Here is an 18,277-nt window from a genome sequence, read left to right as displayed (position 1 = left end):
GAGACGGCATGAAGGTATCGCGCGCATCCCGCATTGCACTCGCCGCGACGGCGCTGTTGGCAGGTACGGCGTTCGCCCAGGTGAAGGTCGGCATCACGGTGTCTGCCACGGGGCCGGCCGCTTCGCTAGGCATTCCGGAAAAGAACACCGTCGCGCTGCTCCCCAAGGAAATCGCCGGCAAGAAGATCGAGTACATCGTGCTCGACGATGCGTCTGACACGACCACGGCCGTCAAGAACACGCGCAAGTTGATCACCGAAGACAAGGTGGACCTGGTGATCGGTTCGACCGTCACGCCGAACTCGCTGGCGATGGTGGATGTGGTGGCCGAGAACGAAACGCCAATGATCACCTTGGCCGCATCAGCGCGGATCATCGAGCCGATGGACGCCAAGCGGGCGTGGGTCTTCAAGACGCCGCAAAACGATTCCCACATGGCGACCGCCATTGCCGAGCACATGGCCAACCACGGCGTGAAGACGGTCGCGCTGATCGGTTTTGCCGATGCCTATGGCGATTCGTGGGCGCAGGAGTTCGACAAGGTGGCTGGATTGCGCAAGCTGAAGGTCGTCGCCAATGAGCGCTTTGCTCGGACCGATACGTCGGTGACGGGGCAGGTGCTGAAGATCATGTCAGCCAATCCGGATGCGGTGCTGATCGCAGGCTCGGGTACGCCGGCCGCGTTGCCGGAACGGGCGCTCAAGGAGCGCGGCTACAAGGGCAAGCTGTATCAGACGCACGGCGTGGCGAACGCCGACTTCCTGCGTGTGTGTGGCAAGGACTGCGAAGGCACGTACCTGCCCGCGGGCCCGATCTTGGTTGCTGAGCAACTTCCGGACAGCAACCCGGTGAAGAAACCGGCGCTGGCGTACAAGACGGCATATGAGAAGGCGTACGGCGGACAAGTCTCCACATTCGGCGGACACATGTGGGATGCCGGATTGCTGCTCGCGCAGGCGATGCCTGAAGCGCTGAAAAAGGGGCAACCCGGCACACCGGCGTTCCGTAAGGGATTGCGCGACGCGATGGAAACAACGACCAATCTGGCGATCTCCCACGGCGTGATGAACATGAATGCGAAGGATCACCTTGGCTTGGATCAGCGCTCGCGCGTCATGGTCGAGATCAAGGACGGCAAGTGGAAGCTGCAGAACTGACGACGTAGCCCAAACGTCATCGGCCCACACAAAACGCACGGTTCGCGCCGTGCGTTTTGCTTTCAAGAGGAAAGGAGCCCAAGCACTGACGGAAGCGGCGAAGCCGGCATTGGCTTGGTGCACATGCCGGGTTACACCGTTGCCCACCACATGGCGGTCGGTCCCTCGTTCGGGTGCTTGAGCCCTGATGACCGCCGATGTAACGCTTTCATCTCCAGTTCCTCGCATGCCGCAAATGCCCGGCAAGGTGCGGTCTTTATCGATTTTCTGCGTGCGCATCAGGGAGGCGAGGGGCGGGCACCCGCCCACTGATGTGTTTCACGTGAAACACAACCGCGGCCGACAAGCGGTGCATGTTTCACGTGAAACACGAAAAGCAGGTCAATTTCGTCTCGATTGCCGCATCGTCGAACTGCGGTGTAGCTGCGCGACTTATAATTCCGCTTCTCCAAATTTTCGATGCCTCCATGCGAGGAGGAAGCCATGCTGTATCCAATTGAATTCGATGTGATCGTGGTGGGCGGCGGACACGCTGGCACCGAGGCCGCCCTGGCGGCGGCGCGCATGGGCTGTCAGACCCTGCTGCTGACGCACAACATCGAGACCTTGGGGCAGATGAGCTGCAATCCGTCCATCGGGGGCATTGGCAAAGGCCATCTGGTCAAGGAAGTGGATGCGCTGGGCGGGGCCATGGCCATCGCAACGGACGAGGGCGGTATCCAGTTCCGTATCCTCAATTCCAGCAAGGGCCCGGCCGTGCGGGCGACGCGCGCCCAGGCAGACCGCGTACTGTACAAGGCGGCGATCCGCCATCGCCTCGAAAACCAGCCGAACCTGATGCTCTTCCAGCAGGCCGTCGAAGATCTGTTGGTGGAAGGTGACCGCGTGGTCGGGGCAGTGACACAGGTCGGCGTGCAGTTCCGTGCACGTGCGGTGGTACTGACGGCGGGAACGTTCCTCGATGGAAAGATCCACGTCGGGCTGAATAACTACACCGGCGGCCGTGCCGGCGATCCGGCGGCGGTGTCGCTGTCGGCGCGACTCAAGGAATTGAAGCTGCCGCAAGGTCGGCTCAAGACCGGTACGCCGCCGCGCATTGACGGTCGCTCCATTAACTTTTCGGTGCTGGAAGAGCAACCGGGCGACCTTGATCCGGTTCCAGTGTTCTCGTTCATGGGCCGTGCGGACATGCATCCGCGCCAAGTGCCGTGCTGGGTAACGCACACCAACGAGCGCACGCACGACATCATCCGCGCGGGGTTGGATCGCTCCCCGATGTACACGGGCGTGATCGAAGGGGTAGGGCCACGCTACTGCCCCAGCATCGAAGACAAGATCCATCGCTTCGCCAGCAAGGACAGCCACCAGATTTTCCTGGAGCCGGAAGGCCTGACGACCAACGAGTTCTACCCGAACGGCGTGTCGACCAGCCTGCCGTTTGATGTGCAGCTGGACCTCATCCACTCCATGCGCGGGCTGGAAAACGCCCACATTCTGCGGCCCGGATACGCCATCGAATACGACTATTTCGATCCGCGCGCGCTGAAGGCTTCACTGGAGTCCAAGGCCATTTCCGGTCTGTTCTTCGCCGGGCAGATCAACGGGACGACCGGCTACGAAGAGGCTGCGGCGCAAGGCCTGCTGGCCGGTATCAACGCCGGCCTGCAAGTACAGGGCAAGGACGCCTGGACGCCGCGCCGCGACCAGGCTTATCTGGGCGTACTCGTCGACGATCTCATCACCCGAGGCGTGACCGAGCCGTATCGCATGTTCACCAGCCGGGCGGAGTTCCGCCTCAGCCTGCGTGAAGACAACGCCGACATGCGACTGACCGAGGTCGGCCGCGCGCTTGGCGTCGTCGACGATGCACGCTGGGACGCGTTCAACCGGAAGCGCGACGCTGTTTCACGTGAAACAGAGCGCCTCAAGTCGACTTGGGTGAATCCGGCCACGCTTCCGTTGGAAGACGCTGAGCCGGTCCTGGGCAAAGGCATTGAGCGCGAGTACGCCTTGGCCGACTTGCTGCGCCGGCCTAACGTGACGTATGAAACCCTTATGGGCATGCAGGGCGGCAAGTACGCGCTCGAATCGCCGTTGGCTGAAGACCCGTTGCTGGCCGAGCAGATCCGCGAGCAGGTCGAGATCGGCATCAAATACCACGGCTATATCGCCCGGCAAGCCGATGAAGTGGAGCGCCTCGGTGCGAACGAAAACACCCGTCTGCCGGCCGATTTCGATTATTCGCAAGTACGCGGTCTGTCGATCGAGGTCCAGCAGAAGCTCGCGAAGCACAAGCCCGAGACCATCGGCCAGGCTTCGCGTATCTCCGGCATCACGCCGGCCGCCGTGTCACTGCTGCTCGTGCACTTGAAGAAGGGCGTGCTGCGTGGCCAAGTGGGTCCCCGCGCGACTTCAGAAGGCGAGGCCGCTTGATGGCGAATGCACTGACAGACGCCCGGGCAGAGCTGGAAGCCGGTGCCCGTGCACTTGGCTTGTCCCTGGACGAAGCGCAAGTCGATCGCCTCCTGGCGTACCAAGGGCTGCTGGCCAAATGGAACCGTGTCTATAACCTGACCGCCATTCGTGATGCCGGCGACATGCTGACGCATCACCTGCTGGATTCCCTGTCGGCAGTGTCGCGCATCGCCGAGCTGGCCCGCCGTGCTCAACCCGACGCACCGCGCGTGCTGGACGTTGGTTCGGGCGGCGGCCTGCCGGGCATTCCGCTGGCCATCGCCTTCCCGGATGTCAGCGTCACGATGGTCGACATCGTGCAGAAGAAGACCGCCTTCCTGACGCAGTGCCGCGCCGAGCTTGGCTTGGCCAATGCCCAATCGCATTGGGGCCATGTAGAAAAACTGGCCGATGCCACCGGCTACGGCGTCATCACGTCACGCGCGTTTGCCGAGTTGGTCGATTTCGTGAATCTGGCCGGGCACCTGCTGGCGCCCGGCGGCCGCATGGTCGCCATGAAGGGCGTGCGCCCGGATGCCGAAATCGAACGCCTGCCCGCCGGCTGGACCGTCGAAGCCATCGAGCGCCTGACCGTGCCGGGGCTGCCGGCTGAGCGTCACCTGGTCATCCTCGCGCCGTCGGCGTGAGCGAACGTTGTAGCGAGCCATTCACCGCAGAGGAGTCATGTCGAATATTTTCGTGATCGCCAACCAGAAGGGCGGGGTCGGCAAGACCACCACCACGGTGAACCTTGCGGCCGGGCTGGCCGCGCAAGGGCAGCGCGTGCTGCTGGTCGACCTTGATCCCCAGGGCAATGCGTCGATGGGCTCGGGCATCGATAAGCACACGCTCGAATTCAGCGTCTACCAGGTCCTTGTCGGGCTGGCGACGATTCCACAGGCACGCCAGCACTCGGAGGCCGGGCGCTATGACGTGCTGCCCGCCAACCGCGACCTGGCCGGCGCCGAAGTCGAACTGGTCGATCTCGAGCATCGCGAAAACCGCCTCAAGCTTGCGCTGGCCGAGGTGGAAGCCGATTACGACTTCGTCCTCATCGACTGCCCGCCCTCGCTCTCGCTGCTCACGCTCAATGGCCTGTGTGCCGCGCACGGCGTCGTCGTGCCGATGCAGTGCGAGTACTTCGCGCTCGAAGGCCTGTCGGATCTCGTCAACACCATCAAGCAGGTGCACGCCAACCTGAACCGCGACCTCAAGGTGATCGGTCTGTTGCGCGTGATGTTCGATCCGCGTGTGACGCTGCAGCAGCAGGTCTCGGCGCAGCTCGAATCGCACTTCGGCGACAAGGTGTTCAAGACGGTGATCCCGCGCAACGTGCGCCTGGCCGAAGCGCCGTCGTACGGCATGCCGGGCGTGGCGTTCGACGTGGCATCGAAGGGGGCGAAGGCCTATCTGGATTTCGGCGCCGAGATGATCGCGCGCGTGCGCCAGATGGCCGATATGCCGGCCTGAGCAGCAAGAGGAACAACATGAGCACGATGAAGAAAAAGGGACTGGGCCGCGGCCTCGAAGCACTGCTCGGCAGCCCCGCCGAGATTGTCGAAGCCGCCAGGCAAGAGGGCGCGCCGACGGTGCTGAAGCTGGAGCAGATGCAGCCCGGCAAATATCAGCCGCGCACGCGCATGGACGAGGGCGCGCTGCAGGAGCTCGCCGCGAGTATCCGGGCGCAGGGCCTGATGCAGCCGATTCTGGTGCGCAAGGTCGAGTCCGACGGTGCCAAGCCCAAGTACGAAATCATCGCGGGTGAACGCCGCTTCCGCGCTTCACGCCTCGCCGGCCTGACCGAGGTGCCCGTCCTCGTGAAAGACGTGCCGGATGAATCGGCCGCCGCCATGGCGCTGATCGAAAACATCCAGCGCGAGGATCTCAACCCGTTGGAAGAAGCGCAGGGCATTGCGCGCCTGGTGCGTGAATTCCAGTTCACGCATGAGCAGGCGGCGGAATCGGTCGGGCGTTCGCGCAGCGCGGTGTCGAACCTGCTGCGCCTGCTCAATCTCGCTCAGCCTGTGCAGACCATGCTGATGGCCGGCGACCTCGACATGGGCCACGCCCGCGCGCTGCTCGCCGTCGATGGTGCCACACAGATCACATTGGCCAACCAGATCGTCAACAAGCGCCTGTCGGTGCGCGAGACGGAAAAACTGGTGGCGTCGACACTCAAGCCGTTCGAGCTGAAATCGCTGAAGCAGAAGGGCGGGCACCAAGGCGGCCGCGACGTGGCCCGCCTCGAAGAAGAGCTGGCCGACCAGCTCGGCCTAGGTGTGCAGATCAAGCTGGCGGCCAAGGGGCGCGGTCAGCTGACCGTGCAATTCAGCAGTCTCGACGAGTTCGATGGGCTGCTGGCGCGCCTGCGTCTCGACGCCGGCGAAGAGGCTGCCTGAGTGAACCTGCGACCGTTTGACGCAGGAGCGGGAATCCGCGCCTCTGCGCCATTTGCGGGCGCACGCTCGCACGGAATTGGTGCGATTACCTCGCACGTCATCGACGCTCGACGCTACCAACACCATCATGGAATCAACCGGGCGCCGGTCCATCAGCCGGATTCGCTACCCCGCCAGCAGCACCGTATTGCGCGCTTCGAATGGAACGCAGCCGCGCGAAGTGCTGTCGAAGGCGCCCGCACAAGGGTTCGCTTGTGCGTTGACTGGCGAACGCCATGTCCCGTAAAATCGTGCGGTTTTAAATCCGCCTGACCCAAAGCGGTGCGGCATGATGAAAGCGCATTCTTCCATGCAGCCAACCGACCGGCAACGGCCCGATTCTTACGCTTCGTTGAAAGCCGCCCGGCCCCAGCCGGTGCAGGATCCGAAGCACGACAGTTGGGACGATGATCAGCAGGCGGAGCCGCCGGTGCATGTGCTATCGCATGACGAAGCGGTCGCCCTGTTTGGCGAGCAGGCTGTGCAGGCCTCGCGTATCACGCCCTTTTCCATCGTGCTCGGCCAAGTGGCCATCACACTGTTGTGTGGGCTCGGTTGGTATGTCGGCAGTTGGTTCGCGGGAGCGGGCGCTGCGTCAGCCGCCGAGGCTGGATTGTCGGCGCTGCTGGGCGGTGGCGTATGCGTGGTGCCTTCGGCATGGTTCGCGATGCGGCTGTCGACGGCCAAGGGGTTCGAATCCATCGCCCGCCTCGTAGTGGGCGAAGCGATCAAGGTGCTTGGCACGGTCGCGCTGCTGGTGATCGTGGTGGTGGTGTTCAAGGGCCTGCATTGGCCGCCCTTGCTGATCACCCTGATCCTGGCGCTCAAGATGTATTGGGTCGGTCTCGCGCTGCGATAGTGCGTTGAATCGGCTCCAGCCCACCACGACATGGCGGGCACACTGGCGTGTTGGCACACGGCAAGGACCTGAGGCAGGAGAAGCCCGGTTCATTGCGCTGACACTCTGCAAGAATAAGGTGACATGTTTCAGCCGCGTGCAGTCCGCGATCTCCAGGAAACACCTGGCAGAATCGGGCGCGGGTCGGAACGGGTCACGAAGAATGTTTCGCAATATTGGACTGAATCATCATGGCAACTGAAGTCGCAGAAGCCGCCGGCCACGCCGCCGAGCACGCTCTCACGCCTTCCGCGTATATCGCGGAGCATTTGCAGAATTTCAACAGCATCGGTGGCAAGCAGGCCTCCGTCGTCGACTTCTCCGTCATCAACTGGGACACGATGTTCTGGTCCGTATTGATGGGCCTGATCGGCATCATCGTCCTGGGCATTGCCGCACGCCGCGTCACCGCCGGCGTCCCGGGCCGCTTCCAGGCTTTCGTTGAACTCGTCGTCGAGATGGTCGATGACCAGGCCAAAGGCATCATCCACGGCGATCGTTCCTGGATTGCTCCGCTGGCGCTGATGGTGTTCGTGTGGGTCACGCTGATGAACGCGGTCGACTTGGTCCCGGTGGACTGGGTCACGGGCGTCAACCACCTGCTCGGTACCTTCGGCGTGCACGTCCCGCACCACCGCGCGGTGGCCACGGCTGACCTGAACGGTACGTTCGGCATGTCGTTCGCTGTGCTGATCCTGATGATCTACTACAGCTTCAAGATCAAGGGCGCCGGCGGCTTTGCACACGAGCTGCTGTCGGCACCGTTCGGCGCAAAGTGGTACCTCGCGCCATTCAACCTGATCCTCAACATCATTGAATTCCTCGCCAAGGCTGTGTCGCTGGGCATGCGGTTGTTCGGCAACATGTACGCGGGCGAACTGGTGTTCCTGCTGATCGCGCTGCTTGGCTCGGTCTGGACGTTCGGTGCTGACACGTCGGCACTGGGTTTCGTGGGTCACGTGGTGGCTGGCGCAGTGTGGGCGATCTTCCACATCCTGATCGTGCTGCTGCAAGCCTTCATCTTCATGATGCTGACGCTGGTGTACATCGGCCAGGCACATGAACACCACTAAGTAGTTGCGGTTCAGGTTCTCCGGTTCCGTTTGATTTTTCCAAGTTCTCAAGTTCTTAGTCTTTCACGTAAAAGGGAGTCATCATGCAAGCATTTCTCGCCAACATCCAAGGTCTGACCGCCATCGGTATCGGCATCATCATCGGCCTGGGTGCTATCGGCGCCTGCCTCGGCATCGCACTGATGGGCGGCAAGTACATCGAAGCGTGCGCACGTCAGCCTGAACTGATGAACCCGCTGCAAACGAAGATGTTCCTGCTGGCTGGCCTGATCGACGCGGCATTCCTGATCGGTGTTGGTGTGGCCATGCTGTTCGCGTTCGCCAACCCGCTGCTGTCGGTCATCAAGTAATTCTTTTCGGTCTGCATGATGCCGGAGGCGGCCTGGGTGAACGCACCGCGTAACCCTCGCCGCTTCGTGCATTGATCCGTAGTCTCAATACCGAAAGGAACACACCATGAACCTGAACGCCACACTCGTCGCGCAGATGGTCGTGTTCTTCATCCTGTGGTGGGTTGTTGCCAAGTTCATTTGGCCACCCCTGGTGAAGGCGCTCGACGAACGCGCGAAGAAAATTGCCGATGGCCTGGCCGCTGCCGATAAGGGCAAGGCTGAGCTGGAGCTGGCCAACAAGCGGGTCGAGCAGGCACTGACCGAAGCGCGCAATGAAGGCGCGCAACGCATCGCGGACGCTGAAAAGCGTGCCCAGATGAGCGCTGAAGAGATCAAGCAAAACGCCCAAGCCGAAGCCGCGCGCATCATCGCGCAAGCCAAGGCCGAAGCCGAGCAGCAAACCGTGCGCGCGCGTGAATCGCTGCGCGACCAGGTTGCCACGCTGGCCGTCAAGGGTGCCGAGCAGATCCTCAAGCGTGAAGTCAATGCGCAGGTCCATGCCGATCTGCTCAATCAACTCAAGGCTGAGCTGTAATCATGGCAGAACTCGCAACCGTTGCCCGTCCGTACGCAGAGGCGCTGTTCCGCGTGGCGAAGGCCGGCAATCTGGGTGCATGGTCTGAGCTCGTGTCGGAAATGGGGCAAATTGCTGCCGTGCCCGACATGAAGGCAGTCGCCGATGATCCGAAGCTCTCCAAAGCCGATGTGGCGGGGATCTTCCTGTCGGCGCTGAAATCTCCGGTTTCGCATGAGGCGAAGGAACTGGTTGGCCTGCTGGTGGCCAACAAGCGTCTGTCGCTGCTGCCGGAAATTGCCGCGCAATTCCATGTGCTGCGGAATGCCAGTGAAGGCGCCGCCGACGTCGAGATCACCAGTGCGTTCCCGCTTGAGGGCGCGCCCCTGACCGAACTGGTCGCCACGCTCGAACGCAAGTTCGGCAAGAAGCTGCAGGCTCACGTGAGCGTCGATCCTTCGTTGATCGGCGGCGTGCGTGTGCAGATTGGCGACGAAGTGCTCGACACCTCGGTGCGCGCGCGCCTGACGCAGATGCAGTCTGCGCTGACCGCCGCGTAATGCTGCTCCGCGAGGCGCCGATGAATCGAGGCGATTTCATCGACGTAGCGCGCCCGCAGACAGATTGAAGAATTAGGAGCATTCGATGCAACTGAACCCCTCCGAGATCAGCGACCTGATCAAGACCCGTATCGAGGGCTTGAAGGCTGGCGCTGACGCAAAGAACACCGGCACGGTCATCTCCGTGACGGACGGTATCTGCCGCATTCATGGCCTGTCGGGCGTGATGCAAGGCGAAATGCTGGAATTCCCGGGCAACACGTTCGGCCTCGCGCTGAACCTCGAGCGCGACTCCGTCGGCGCTGTGGTGCTGGGTGAGTACGAGCACATTTCCGAAGGCGACGAAGTCAAGTGCACGGGTCGCATTCTGGAAGTGCCGGTTGGCCCGGAACTGCTGGGCCGCGTGGTGAACGCACTGGGCCAGCCGATCGACGGCAAGGGCCCGATCAACGCCAAGAAGACGGACGTGATCGAAAAGGTCGCTCCAGGCGTGATCGCACGTCAATCGGTGAGCCAGCCGGTGCAGACCGGCCTGAAGTCGATCGATGCCATGGTGCCGATCGGCCGTGGCCAGCGTGAGCTGATCATTGGCGACCGCCAGACCGGCAAGACCGCTGTTGCAGTCGACGCCATCATCAACCAGAAGGGCAAGGGTATCTTCTGCGTGTACGTGGCAATCGGCCAGAAGGCTTCGACGATCGCCAACGTGGTGCGCAAGCTCGAAGAGCACGGCGCGCTGGAATACACGATCGTGGTGGCTGCCGCCGCTTCCGATTCGGCTGCCATGCAGTACCTGTCGGCCTACGCCGGATGCACGATGGGCGAATACTTCCGCGACCGCGGCGAAGATGCCCTGATCGTGTATGACGATCTGACCAAGCAAGCTTGGGCGTACCGTCAGGTTTCGCTGCTGCTGCGCCGCCCGCCTGGCCGTGAGGCCTACCCGGGCGACGTGTTCTATCTGCACTCGCGTCTGCTGGAGCGCGCTGCACGTGTGAACGCTGATCACATCGAAAAGATCACCAACGGTGAAGTCAAGGGCAAGACCGGTTCGCTGACCGCACTGCCCGTGATCGAAACGCAGGCCGGCGACGTGTCCGCGTTCGTTCCGACCAACGTGATCTCGATTACCGACGGTCAGATCTTCCTGGAAACCGATCTGTTCAACGCCGGTGTGCGCCCCGCAATCAACGCCGGTATTTCGGTGTCGCGCGTTGGTGGTGCTGCTCAGACCAAGGTCATCAAGAAGCTGTCGGGCGGTATCCGTACCGACCTGGCTCAGTATCGTGAACTGGCTGCGTTCGCGCAGTTTGCTTCCGACCTGGACGAAGCGACCCGCAAGCAGCTCGAGCGCGGCCGCCGCGTGACCGAACTGCTCAAGCAGCCGCAATACCAGCCGCTGCAGGTGTGGCAGCTGGCCGCGTCGCTGTATGCAGCCAACAACGGCTTCCTCGACAACGTGGACGTGAAGGACATCCTGGCTTTCGAAAAGGGCCTGCACGACACGCTGAAGACGAAGTACGCCGATCTCATCAACCGCATCGAAGATACGAAGGATCTGTCGAAGGAAGATGAGGCCGCCCTGCGTGCCGCGATCGAGGATTTCAAGAAGTCCGCCGCGTTCTAACCGCGTCATTCCCGGAACTGGTCACCGAGGTTGAGAAATTCGGCCTGCGTGACCAGGACTGAACGGAGAGGAAGAAATGGCCGGAACAAAAGAAATCCGCACCAAGATCAAGAGCGTGCAGAACACGCGCAAGATCACCAAGGCGATGGAAATGGTCGCCGCATCCAAGATGCGCAAGGCGCAGGAACGGATGCGTGCTGCTCGCCCGTACGCCGAGAAGATCCGCAACGTGGCCGCGCACATGGCACTGGCCAATCCGGAGTACAAGCACCCGTTCATGGTGGCGCGCGACATTAAGCGTGCCGGCCTGATCGTGGTGACGACGGACAAAGGCCTGTGCGGTGGCTTGAACACCAACGTGCTGCGTGCCGTCACCACCCAACTGCGCGATCTGCAGAACAAGGGCGTTGAGACGCAAACCACCGCCATCGGTACCAAGGGTATGCAGTTCCTTGGCCGCGTCGGTGCCAAGGTCGTCTCGAATGTCGTGCATCTGGGCGACACGCCGCATCTGGAAAAGCTGATCGGTGCAATCAAGGTGCAGCTGGACGCGTTCAACGCAGGTCAGATCGATGCCGTGTACCTGGCGTACACCCGCTTCATCAACACGATGAAGCAGGAGCCGGTGGTCGAGCAGCTGCTGCCGCTGACCGCCGACAAGCTCGCGCAGAGCGACGCCGAGAAGCAGGCCTACTCGTGGGATTACATCTACGAGCCGGACGCGCAAACGGTGGTCGACGAGTTGCTGACCCGTTACGTCGAGGCCCTGGTGTACCAGGCGGTGGCCGAAAACATGGCCTCCGAGCAATCGGCCCGGATGGTGGCGATGAAGGCGGCTTCGGACAACGCAAAGAACGTGATCGGCGAACTGCAACTGGTCTACAACAAGACCCGTCAGGCAGCGATCACGAAGGAACTGTCCGAGATCGTCAGCGGCGCAGCTGCAGTCTGATAGCCACGGCAAAGAATCAAGTTATTGGAGATACAAATGAGTATCGCAAACGGAAATATCGTGCAGTGCATCGGCGCCGTGGTGGACATTCAGTTCCCGCGCGACGCGATGCCGAAGGTTTACGACGCGCTGGTGCTGGACGACAGCAACGACGCTTCGTTCGCCGAGAAGGGCCTGACCTTCGAAGTGCAACAACAGCTGGGCGACGGCGTGGTGCGTACCATTGCGCTGGGTTCGTCCGACGGTCTGCGTCGCGGCATGCGTGTGGCGACCACCGGCGCGCCGATCTCGGTGCCGGTCGGTCACGGCACGCTGGGCCGCATCATGGACGTGCTGGGTCGCCCGATCGACGAAGCTGGTCCGATCGCGTCCGACGAGAAGCGCGCCATTCACCAGAAGGCCCCGAAGTTCGACGAGTTGTCGCCGTCGGTGGACCTGCTGGAAACCGGCATCAAGGTGATCGACCTGGTCTGCCCGTTCGCCAAGGGCGGTAAGGTGGGTCTGTTCGGTGGCGCCGGCGTCGGCAAGACCGTGAACATGATGGAGCTGATCAACAACATCGCCAAGCAGCACTCGGGCTTGTCGGTGTTTGCTGGCGTGGGCGAGCGTACCCGTGAGGGCAACGACTTCTACCACGAAATGAAGGACTCCAACGTGCTCGACAAGGTGGCCATGGTGTTCGGCCAGATGAACGAGCCGCCGGGCAACCGTCTGCGCGTGGCGCTGACCGGCCTGACGATGGCCGAGCGCTTCCGCGACGAAGGCCGTGACATCCTGTTCTTCGTCGACAACATCTACCGCTACACGCTGGCCGGTACCGAAGTGTCGGCACTGCTGGGCCGTATGCCTTCCGCCGTGGGCTATCAGCCGACGCTGGCTGAAGAAATGGGCAAGCTGCAGGAACGCATTACGTCGACCAAGACCGGCTCGATCACGTCGATCCAGGCCGTGTACGTGCCTGCCGATGACTTGACCGACCCGTCGCCGGCAACGACCTTCCTGCACCTGGACTCGACCGTTGTGCTGTCGCGTGACATCGCTGCACTGGGTATTTACCCCGCAGTGGATCCGCTCGACTCGACGTCGCGCCAGCTCGACCCGCAAGTGGTTGGCCAGGAGCACTACGAAGTCGCCGACCGCGTGAAGAAGACGCTGCAGCGCTACAAGGAACTGCGCGACATCATCGCGATTCTGGGCATGGACGAACTGTCGCCGGAAGACAAGCTGGCTGTGGGCCGTGCTCGTAAGATCCAGCGTTTCCTGTCGCAGCCGTTCCACGTTGCAGAAGTGTTCACGGGTTCGCCGGGCAAGTACGTGCCGCTGAAGGAAACCATCCGCGGCTTCAAGATGCTGGTGGACGGCGAGTGCGATCACCTGCCGGAACAGGCGTTCTACATGGTCGGCTCGATCGACGAAGCCTTCGAGAAGGCCAAGAAGCTCCAGTAAGAGCAACGTCTGGCACCGTGCGTGAGCCGGGGCCAGTACTGGCTTCCTGAAGCCCCTTCAGGAAGCCGCTTTTCTGAGCAAAGGAATCGAGATGGCAACCATTCATGTAGACGTCGTCAGCGCTGAGCACGAGATCTTCTCCGGCAATGCCAAGTTCGTGGCGCTGCCTGGTGAAGCCGGCGAGCTGGGCATTCTGCCCGGCCACACGCCGCTGATCACGCGCATCAAGCCGGGCGCCGTGCGCATCGAGAAGGAAGACGGCGGCGAAGAGTTCGTGTTCGTTGCCGGTGGCATTCTCGAAGTGCAGCCGAAGAAGGTGACCGTGCTGGCCGATACCGCAATCCGCGGTCACGACCTGGACGAAGCCAAGGCGAACGAAGCCAAGCGTGCAGCCGAAGAGGCGCTGCAAAACCAAAGCAGCGACCTGGATCTGGCCCGTGCGCAAGGTGAACTGGCCGTGGCAGCTGCGCAGCTTGCAGCGATCGCGCGCCTGCGTCGCAAGCGCTAAGGCAAGTCAAGTGTGTGCTGGCCAGTGTCATCGGCCACGAGCGCAGACGAAAAAAGCAGCCCCGAAGGGCTGCTTTTTTTTGCCTATCAAGGGCAAGGCGCCCTATTCAGCGGTGCTCACCTTCGTGCTTTTCCTCACCGCGATTGCCTTGCGGATGCGGTTGGGCATCATGGTGTTCCTGCCGAGGCGGTTGGGCCTGCGGTTGAGGTTGTGGCGGGCGGGCCTCTGATGGACGTGGCTGGGCCTGCGGTTGCGGCGGGCGCATCTCAACATGGGGTTGCGGTGCCGGACGCGGGGCTTCCATGTGCGGTTCCGGCCGGCGCTGCTCCGGCTCCAGCCGGGCGTGCACCTGCGGCTGCGGCGGCTCGTTGTGCGGGTGCTCTTGCGTGGCCCGTGCCGGGGTGCCGTTGAAGCGATTCGGCTCCTGGCCACCGCGCTGCGATTGAGGCTGAGGTTGCGGCGCTTGCGGCAGCTGTGGGCGCGGCTCAAAGGCATGGCGTTCGTCACGCGGCGTACCAGGTGCGCCTTCGCGCTGCGGTGGGCGTGTCGTCATGCCGGCCGGCCCTTGCGGTGCCTGCGCGGTCTGCGGTTGGGCAGGGCGCTCCTGCGGTGCCGCGGCACCCGGCTGCGGGCGCGGACGATTGATCGAGCCCGGCGCCATCAGCGCCTGCGGAGCCGGCGCCGGCTGGCCGCCGTGCTGGGGCTGCGCACCTTGCGGGTTCGGCGAGCCGATCAAACCTTGTGGCCCGTTCGCACCGTGCTGCTCCGGCGGTCGGCCAGGCTCGCCACCGGCGCGTGCAGGCGCACTCTGCCCATTCTGCGCGGCGCGACTCAAACGGAGCCCCGCTGCCTGCGCAGCTATGGGAGCGGGCGGCATTCCGGCACTGGCTTGATCTCGCACGGGCGCGATGCGGGTGCCCGCATTGCCGCCCGTCCAGGCCGGGCCAGCGCCCGGCAGCGCACCGCCCTGTGAGCGGAACCGCTCTGCCAACGCATCGTGCCCGCCTGCCGGCACGGCAGGCGCGCGCACCGCGATCGCCTGGCGTGCAAATGCCTGCGGCGGCGGCAATTGATGCGGCCCGCCGTTGGCTGCTGCGCCCACAAGGCTGGCACGCACCGGTGCCAGCGCCGGCGTCGACACAAACTGTGCACGCGCCATCTGCGCGCGCAATTGTTCCGGTCGCAGATGCGTCATGGCAGGACCGACCGGCTGCCCGTTGACGAAAGTCTTGGCTGGCACCGCCGTCAGTGCGGCTGGGTTGTTGGCATTGACATAGGTGACCTGGTTCACGTTGCGAACGTTGGTCACGTTGGTGGTGTTGTTGATGATGGTCTTGTTGATCGTGACGTTGTTCACCACCACCGTGCGGTTGATGTTCGTTACGTAGGTCGGGCTGGCCGCATACACCGGGCGATACGCCTCGCCCGGCGCCAGGGGGAACCATGCCACCCCGGGTGAGCCGATCGAGATGTTGATCCCCCAGCTCACGCCGCCGCCGCCTCCGCCGCCCACGAAGCCGACGAGCGCCGGCGCATAGACGGGCCGGGGCACGACCGGCCCCGGTACCCAGCACCAGGTCGAGCCGACGTACGCCCAGCGGCCGTAGTGGAAGGGGGCGAAGCCCCACGGCGCGTCGTCCACCCACGTCCAGCCCCACGGCGCAACCCAGGCCCAATGGCCTGTGCGATACGGTGCCCAGCCGACGGGTACGGCGCGCGGCACCCACACGGCGCCGTAGCCGTCTTCTTCACGCCATGTGCCGTTGTCGTCGAGGGCTTCGTAGCCGGTCATTTCGCGGCCGACGTAGCGGGCGGACACGGAAGCGTCTTCGCGGGCGTCGCGCGATTCGGCCCAGCGGTCGAAGGCGTCGCGACTGGGATTGCCGGTGCCACCGGCCTCGGCGAGGTCCGTGCCGCCAAAGCGGATTTGTTGACCCGCACCCAGCGGGGTCGAGCGGTCGTCGCCGTAGGCGGTGCCCTGACCGTGCCACACGGTGACGGTCGTGCTGGAACCATCGGGGGCGACGTCAAGACGGTATTCGCCCGGTGCCTGCGGGGTGAACGCCAGGTTGGGCGTATCGATCTCGATGGTCTGATCGGCCGGCAGCGACCGCACGCGTACCGACAGCGCGCCTTGCGTGAGCTTCACCTGCGTGTTGCGGTCGTCCAGGTCGACGAGCGTGGCGCCGGTGTTCTGGCCCAGGCGCAACGCTGTGGAGCCGACGTGGAGCTCACTGTGGCTACCCTGGTCGGACCACAGGCGGTCTCCCGTGGTGAGCGGGCGGTTGAGCGAGGCGCCCGCCCAGTCGTCGGAACCCGCGGGCGCGAAGCTCACCGTGCCCGAAAAGTCCGACAGCCGCGCCACCCGTGAAGCCGGATCGGCTGCCATCGCGGCCTGCGCACCGCAGACCAGCAGCACGGCGGCAACACCTACCGCGCGCAACACATACGGCAGCCGTACACCGGAGGAGAGAGGGGAACGACGGGAAACCTTAGACATGATGAGGCCCTCGTTTTTATGGCGGCCTGTGCCGCGTGGATGTCTCCATTTAACGCGGCAGGCGGCGAGGGGTCGACTTGCCTTTGTAAGAGCGTGTTTCGCGGCAGCAGGCAACCGACAGATGTATCGGCTGGATCCAGGGCGCTCGCGAGAGGCGGGAAGCTGTCGGGCAGGCGCGCGAATTGCGCACGCAAAAAAAACGCGCGGGCCGGGGAGCACCGCGCGGACGGGAAATCCCTTCGAGGGGTCAATTCGAAAGGAGGGGTAACTTTGCACCGGCGACTGTGTCGTCACGAGCGTGCCAGGCGGATAGGTCATCCGGCGCCCGATATGGCGCACAACATTTGGACACAAACGCTGAGGTGCGAAGGCATTGTGGGTGAGGGGTGGGCGCCGAGGCGTAACAAAGTGTGTCGGATTGCAATCGAATGCAAGCGTGGTAAAAGCCGCTTGGTGTGCGCCCCAATTCGCTTCTTTGGCATATCCGGGGAACGCCTGCTGCACCTGCACAGTCCCATCGTTTTGCCGCTTAGGCAGACGGGGCTTGGAAGAAGGCGAACCAGCAGGGCGTGTCCTAGTCTGGGGTGTCGCTTTGATAGGAGGGAGGCATGCACAGGCATGCGCTGCACCATGTGTTGCGGAAGCCGGTGAGAGCCGGCGTTTTTGTTACCTTGATCGGGGCACTTGGCGGGGTCGGGGCCGCACAGGGCGGCACAGAAGCGGCCGCCGCTGCGCCTGCCAGCTCGACGAGTGCGCCGGCAGCCTCCGCACCTGTTGCTTCTGCACCAACTGCCCCTCTTGCAAAAGCGAAAGAGCAGCACGAGCGTCTGGCGGGTAGTTTCTGGCAGGGCACGGTGGGAAAAGGCGCCGACAGCCCAGGGTGGAATGTCTGGCTGAACGTGTACGACCCACCACCCAGAGAGCAGGACGCGGACAAGGACCCGGTGGCCGACACGCTGACTGGCGAAGCCTACGACGACCGGCCTCAGGGCCGCACCCTCTGGACCATCGAAGGGCGCAACGTACCCGAGCGCCGCTTCGTGTGGCGTGAGCGCGCAGAAGCGCTCGATTCGGCTGGTCAGCCCGTCGTGCGCGAGGGCGGCACGCTCTCTGGTGCGCTGTCGGCCGACGGTTCCACCGCCACCGGCACCTGGAGCGATGGTGGCCGCAGTCAACCCTTCACGCTCAAGCGCGTGGCGCGCTATCACGAGTTCACAGGCGCTTTCGGCCAGGCCAAGCTGACCGAGCGCTATCCAGTGACGGGCGATGCCGCCGTCGACGCGCTGATCCAGTCGCTGCGCGTGCGCAAGTGCGACCAATACGACACCGAATGCGTCGTCCGCATCAGCGCCGTCGGCCTGGGCGACACCGTGAGCCTGTTGCGCATGGTGTGGGCGTACAGCGGCGGCGCGCATGGCAACTACAGCTTCACGGCCGGCAACTGGCGACGCACCGGCCAAGGGTTTCAGCCCATCGCCCTGGCCGAAATGCTGAAACCCACGCCCGCCTGCCTGCAGAGTTTCAATACGCAGATTGTCGATGCGCTCAAGCGCGAAGGCGCACCTGATGCGCCACGCGGCGCGCTGAAGGAGCGCGACCTGCGTAACGCCGCGTTTCCGTTTACGCTGCAAGGTGACCGTATCGTCGTGCACTACGGGCCGTATGAGGTGGGGCCGTATTCGTCGGGCGCGTTCCATGCCGCCGTGCGCTTCGACGACCTGGGCACCGCTTGCAAGCGGCCCATAACCTGATTGCCTC

At 63.5% G+C, this 18,277-nt stretch carries 16 protein-coding genes; 15 read left to right on the top strand and 1 reads right to left on the bottom strand.

The annotated features are described in order from the left end of the window. Positions 1-8: 8 nt before the first annotated feature. From RP6297_RS14895 to RP6297_RS14830, 14 genes are all read left to right on the top strand, one after another. A complete protein-coding gene (locus tag RP6297_RS14895; RefSeq protein WP_009239547.1) occupies positions 9-1,157 on the top strand; it encodes an ABC transporter substrate-binding protein in 1,149 nt (382 codons plus the stop codon). Positions 1,158-1,640: 483 nt separating this feature from the next. Next, on the top strand, positions 1,641-3,590 hold the full coding sequence (gene mnmG / locus RP6297_RS14890; RefSeq protein WP_009239548.1) for a tRNA uridine-5-carboxymethylaminomethyl(34) synthesis enzyme MnmG: 1,950 nt from the start codon (positions 1,641-1,643) through the stop codon (positions 3,588-3,590). Beyond that, on the top strand, positions 3,590-4,258 hold the full coding sequence (gene rsmG, locus RP6297_RS14885; RefSeq protein ID WP_009239549.1) for a 16S rRNA (guanine(527)-N(7))-methyltransferase RsmG: 669 nt from the start codon (positions 3,590-3,592) through the stop codon (positions 4,256-4,258). The genes mnmG and rsmG overlap by 1 nt, the downstream gene beginning before the upstream one ends. Before the next feature lie 37 nt (positions 4,259-4,295). Further along, the gene (locus RP6297_RS14880; protein WP_009239550.1) at positions 4,296-5,081 is read left to right on the top strand and encodes a ParA family protein; all 786 of its coding nucleotides are present in this window, start codon (positions 4,296-4,298) and stop codon (positions 5,079-5,081) included. Between the two features lie 17 nt (positions 5,082-5,098). Further along, complete coding sequence (locus RP6297_RS14875) at positions 5,099-6,010, top strand: ParB/RepB/Spo0J family partition protein (protein ID WP_009239551.1); 912 nt, start codon at positions 5,099-5,101, stop codon at positions 6,008-6,010. 349 nt (positions 6,011-6,359) lie between these two features. After that, on the top strand, positions 6,360-6,908 hold the full coding sequence (locus RP6297_RS14870) for an ATP synthase subunit I (RefSeq protein WP_009277232.1): 549 nt from the start codon (positions 6,360-6,362) through the stop codon (positions 6,906-6,908). Positions 6,909-7,138: 230 nt separating this feature from the next. Further along, the gene (gene atpB, locus RP6297_RS14865) at positions 7,139-8,020 is read left to right on the top strand and encodes a F0F1 ATP synthase subunit A (RefSeq protein WP_009239553.1); all 882 of its coding nucleotides are present in this window, start codon (positions 7,139-7,141) and stop codon (positions 8,018-8,020) included. An 83-nt stretch (positions 8,021-8,103) separates the two neighbouring features. Then, on the top strand, positions 8,104-8,370 hold the full coding sequence (atpE, locus tag RP6297_RS14860) for a F0F1 ATP synthase subunit C (protein WP_003262709.1): 267 nt from the start codon (positions 8,104-8,106) through the stop codon (positions 8,368-8,370). 106 nt (positions 8,371-8,476) lie between these two features. Next, on the top strand, positions 8,477-8,947 hold the full coding sequence (locus RP6297_RS14855) for a F0F1 ATP synthase subunit B (protein WP_009239554.1): 471 nt from the start codon (positions 8,477-8,479) through the stop codon (positions 8,945-8,947). A 2-nt stretch (positions 8,948-8,949) separates the two neighbouring features. Next, a complete protein-coding gene (locus tag RP6297_RS14850; protein WP_009239555.1) occupies positions 8,950-9,486 on the top strand; it encodes a F0F1 ATP synthase subunit delta in 537 nt (178 codons plus the stop codon). Between the two features lie 85 nt (positions 9,487-9,571). Continuing rightward, positions 9,572-11,113 carry a F0F1 ATP synthase subunit alpha gene (gene atpA / locus RP6297_RS14845; RefSeq protein ID WP_009239556.1) on the top strand — a complete coding sequence of 514 codons (1,542 nt, stop codon included), beginning with the start codon at positions 9,572-9,574 and terminating at the stop codon, positions 11,111-11,113. Positions 11,114-11,189: 76 nt separating this feature from the next. Next, positions 11,190-12,065 carry a F0F1 ATP synthase subunit gamma gene (gene atpG / locus RP6297_RS14840; protein WP_009239557.1) on the top strand — a complete coding sequence of 292 codons (876 nt, stop codon included), beginning with the start codon at positions 11,190-11,192 and terminating at the stop codon, positions 12,063-12,065. A 42-nt stretch (positions 12,066-12,107) separates the two neighbouring features. Continuing rightward, the gene (gene atpD, locus RP6297_RS14835; protein ID WP_037028786.1) at positions 12,108-13,511 is read left to right on the top strand and encodes a F0F1 ATP synthase subunit beta; all 1,404 of its coding nucleotides are present in this window, start codon (positions 12,108-12,110) and stop codon (positions 13,509-13,511) included. Between the two features lie 91 nt (positions 13,512-13,602). Beyond that, on the top strand, positions 13,603-14,019 hold the full coding sequence (locus RP6297_RS14830; RefSeq protein WP_009239559.1) for a F0F1 ATP synthase subunit epsilon: 417 nt from the start codon (positions 13,603-13,605) through the stop codon (positions 14,017-14,019). Between the two features lie 106 nt (positions 14,020-14,125). Here the strand turns inward: RP6297_RS14830 and RP6297_RS14825 are convergent, their stop codons facing one another. After that, positions 14,126-16,519, bottom strand: a complete 2,394-nt coding sequence (locus RP6297_RS14825; RefSeq protein ID WP_009239560.1) for a DUF6600 domain-containing protein — start codon at positions 16,517-16,519, stop codon at positions 14,126-14,128. A 608-nt stretch (positions 16,520-17,127) separates the two neighbouring features. Between RP6297_RS14825 and RP6297_RS14820 the strand changes: the two genes are divergently transcribed. Then, positions 17,128-18,270 carry an RsiV family protein gene (locus RP6297_RS14820; RefSeq protein ID WP_009239562.1) on the top strand — a complete coding sequence of 381 codons (1,143 nt, stop codon included), beginning with the start codon at positions 17,128-17,130 and terminating at the stop codon, positions 18,268-18,270. The last annotated feature ends 7 nt before the right edge of the window (positions 18,271-18,277 follow it).

The sequence above is a fragment of the Ralstonia pickettii genome (assembly GCF_016466415.2).
Lineage (GTDB): Bacteria > Pseudomonadota > Gammaproteobacteria > Burkholderiales > Burkholderiaceae > Ralstonia > Ralstonia pickettii.
This window is presented reverse-complemented; position numbering and strand designations above follow the sequence as displayed.

Excerpts from the sequence above, each read along its gene's own strand:
- RP6297_RS14825 (WP_009239560.1), bottom strand. The coding sequence starts at position 16,519 with ATGTCTAAGGTTTCCCGTCGTTCCCCTCTCTCCTCCGGTGTACGGCTG.
- atpB (WP_009239553.1), top strand. The coding sequence starts at position 7,139 with ATGGCAACTGAAGTCGCAGAAGCCGCCGGCCACGCCGCCGAGCACGCT.
- mnmG (WP_009239548.1), top strand. The coding sequence starts at position 1,641 with ATGCTGTATCCAATTGAATTCGATGTGATCGTGGTGGGCGGCGGACAC.
- atpA (WP_009239556.1), top strand. The coding sequence starts at position 9,572 with ATGCAACTGAACCCCTCCGAGATCAGCGACCTGATCAAGACCCGTATC.
- RP6297_RS14855 (WP_009239554.1), top strand. The coding sequence starts at position 8,477 with ATGAACCTGAACGCCACACTCGTCGCGCAGATGGTCGTGTTCTTCATC.
- RP6297_RS14895 (WP_009239547.1), top strand. The coding sequence starts at position 9 with ATGAAGGTATCGCGCGCATCCCGCATTGCACTCGCCGCGACGGCGCTG.
- RP6297_RS14820 (WP_009239562.1), top strand. The coding sequence starts at position 17,128 with ATGCACAGGCATGCGCTGCACCATGTGTTGCGGAAGCCGGTGAGAGCC.
- RP6297_RS14880 (WP_009239550.1), top strand. The coding sequence starts at position 4,296 with ATGTCGAATATTTTCGTGATCGCCAACCAGAAGGGCGGGGTCGGCAAG.
- RP6297_RS14875 (WP_009239551.1), top strand. The coding sequence starts at position 5,099 with ATGAGCACGATGAAGAAAAAGGGACTGGGCCGCGGCCTCGAAGCACTG.
- RP6297_RS14850 (WP_009239555.1), top strand. The coding sequence starts at position 8,950 with ATGGCAGAACTCGCAACCGTTGCCCGTCCGTACGCAGAGGCGCTGTTC.
- atpE (WP_003262709.1), top strand. The coding sequence starts at position 8,104 with ATGCAAGCATTTCTCGCCAACATCCAAGGTCTGACCGCCATCGGTATC.
- RP6297_RS14830 (WP_009239559.1), top strand. The coding sequence starts at position 13,603 with ATGGCAACCATTCATGTAGACGTCGTCAGCGCTGAGCACGAGATCTTC.
- rsmG (WP_009239549.1), top strand. The coding sequence starts at position 3,590 with ATGGCGAATGCACTGACAGACGCCCGGGCAGAGCTGGAAGCCGGTGCC.
- RP6297_RS14870 (WP_009277232.1), top strand. The coding sequence starts at position 6,360 with ATGCAGCCAACCGACCGGCAACGGCCCGATTCTTACGCTTCGTTGAAA.
- atpG (WP_009239557.1), top strand. The coding sequence starts at position 11,190 with ATGGCCGGAACAAAAGAAATCCGCACCAAGATCAAGAGCGTGCAGAAC.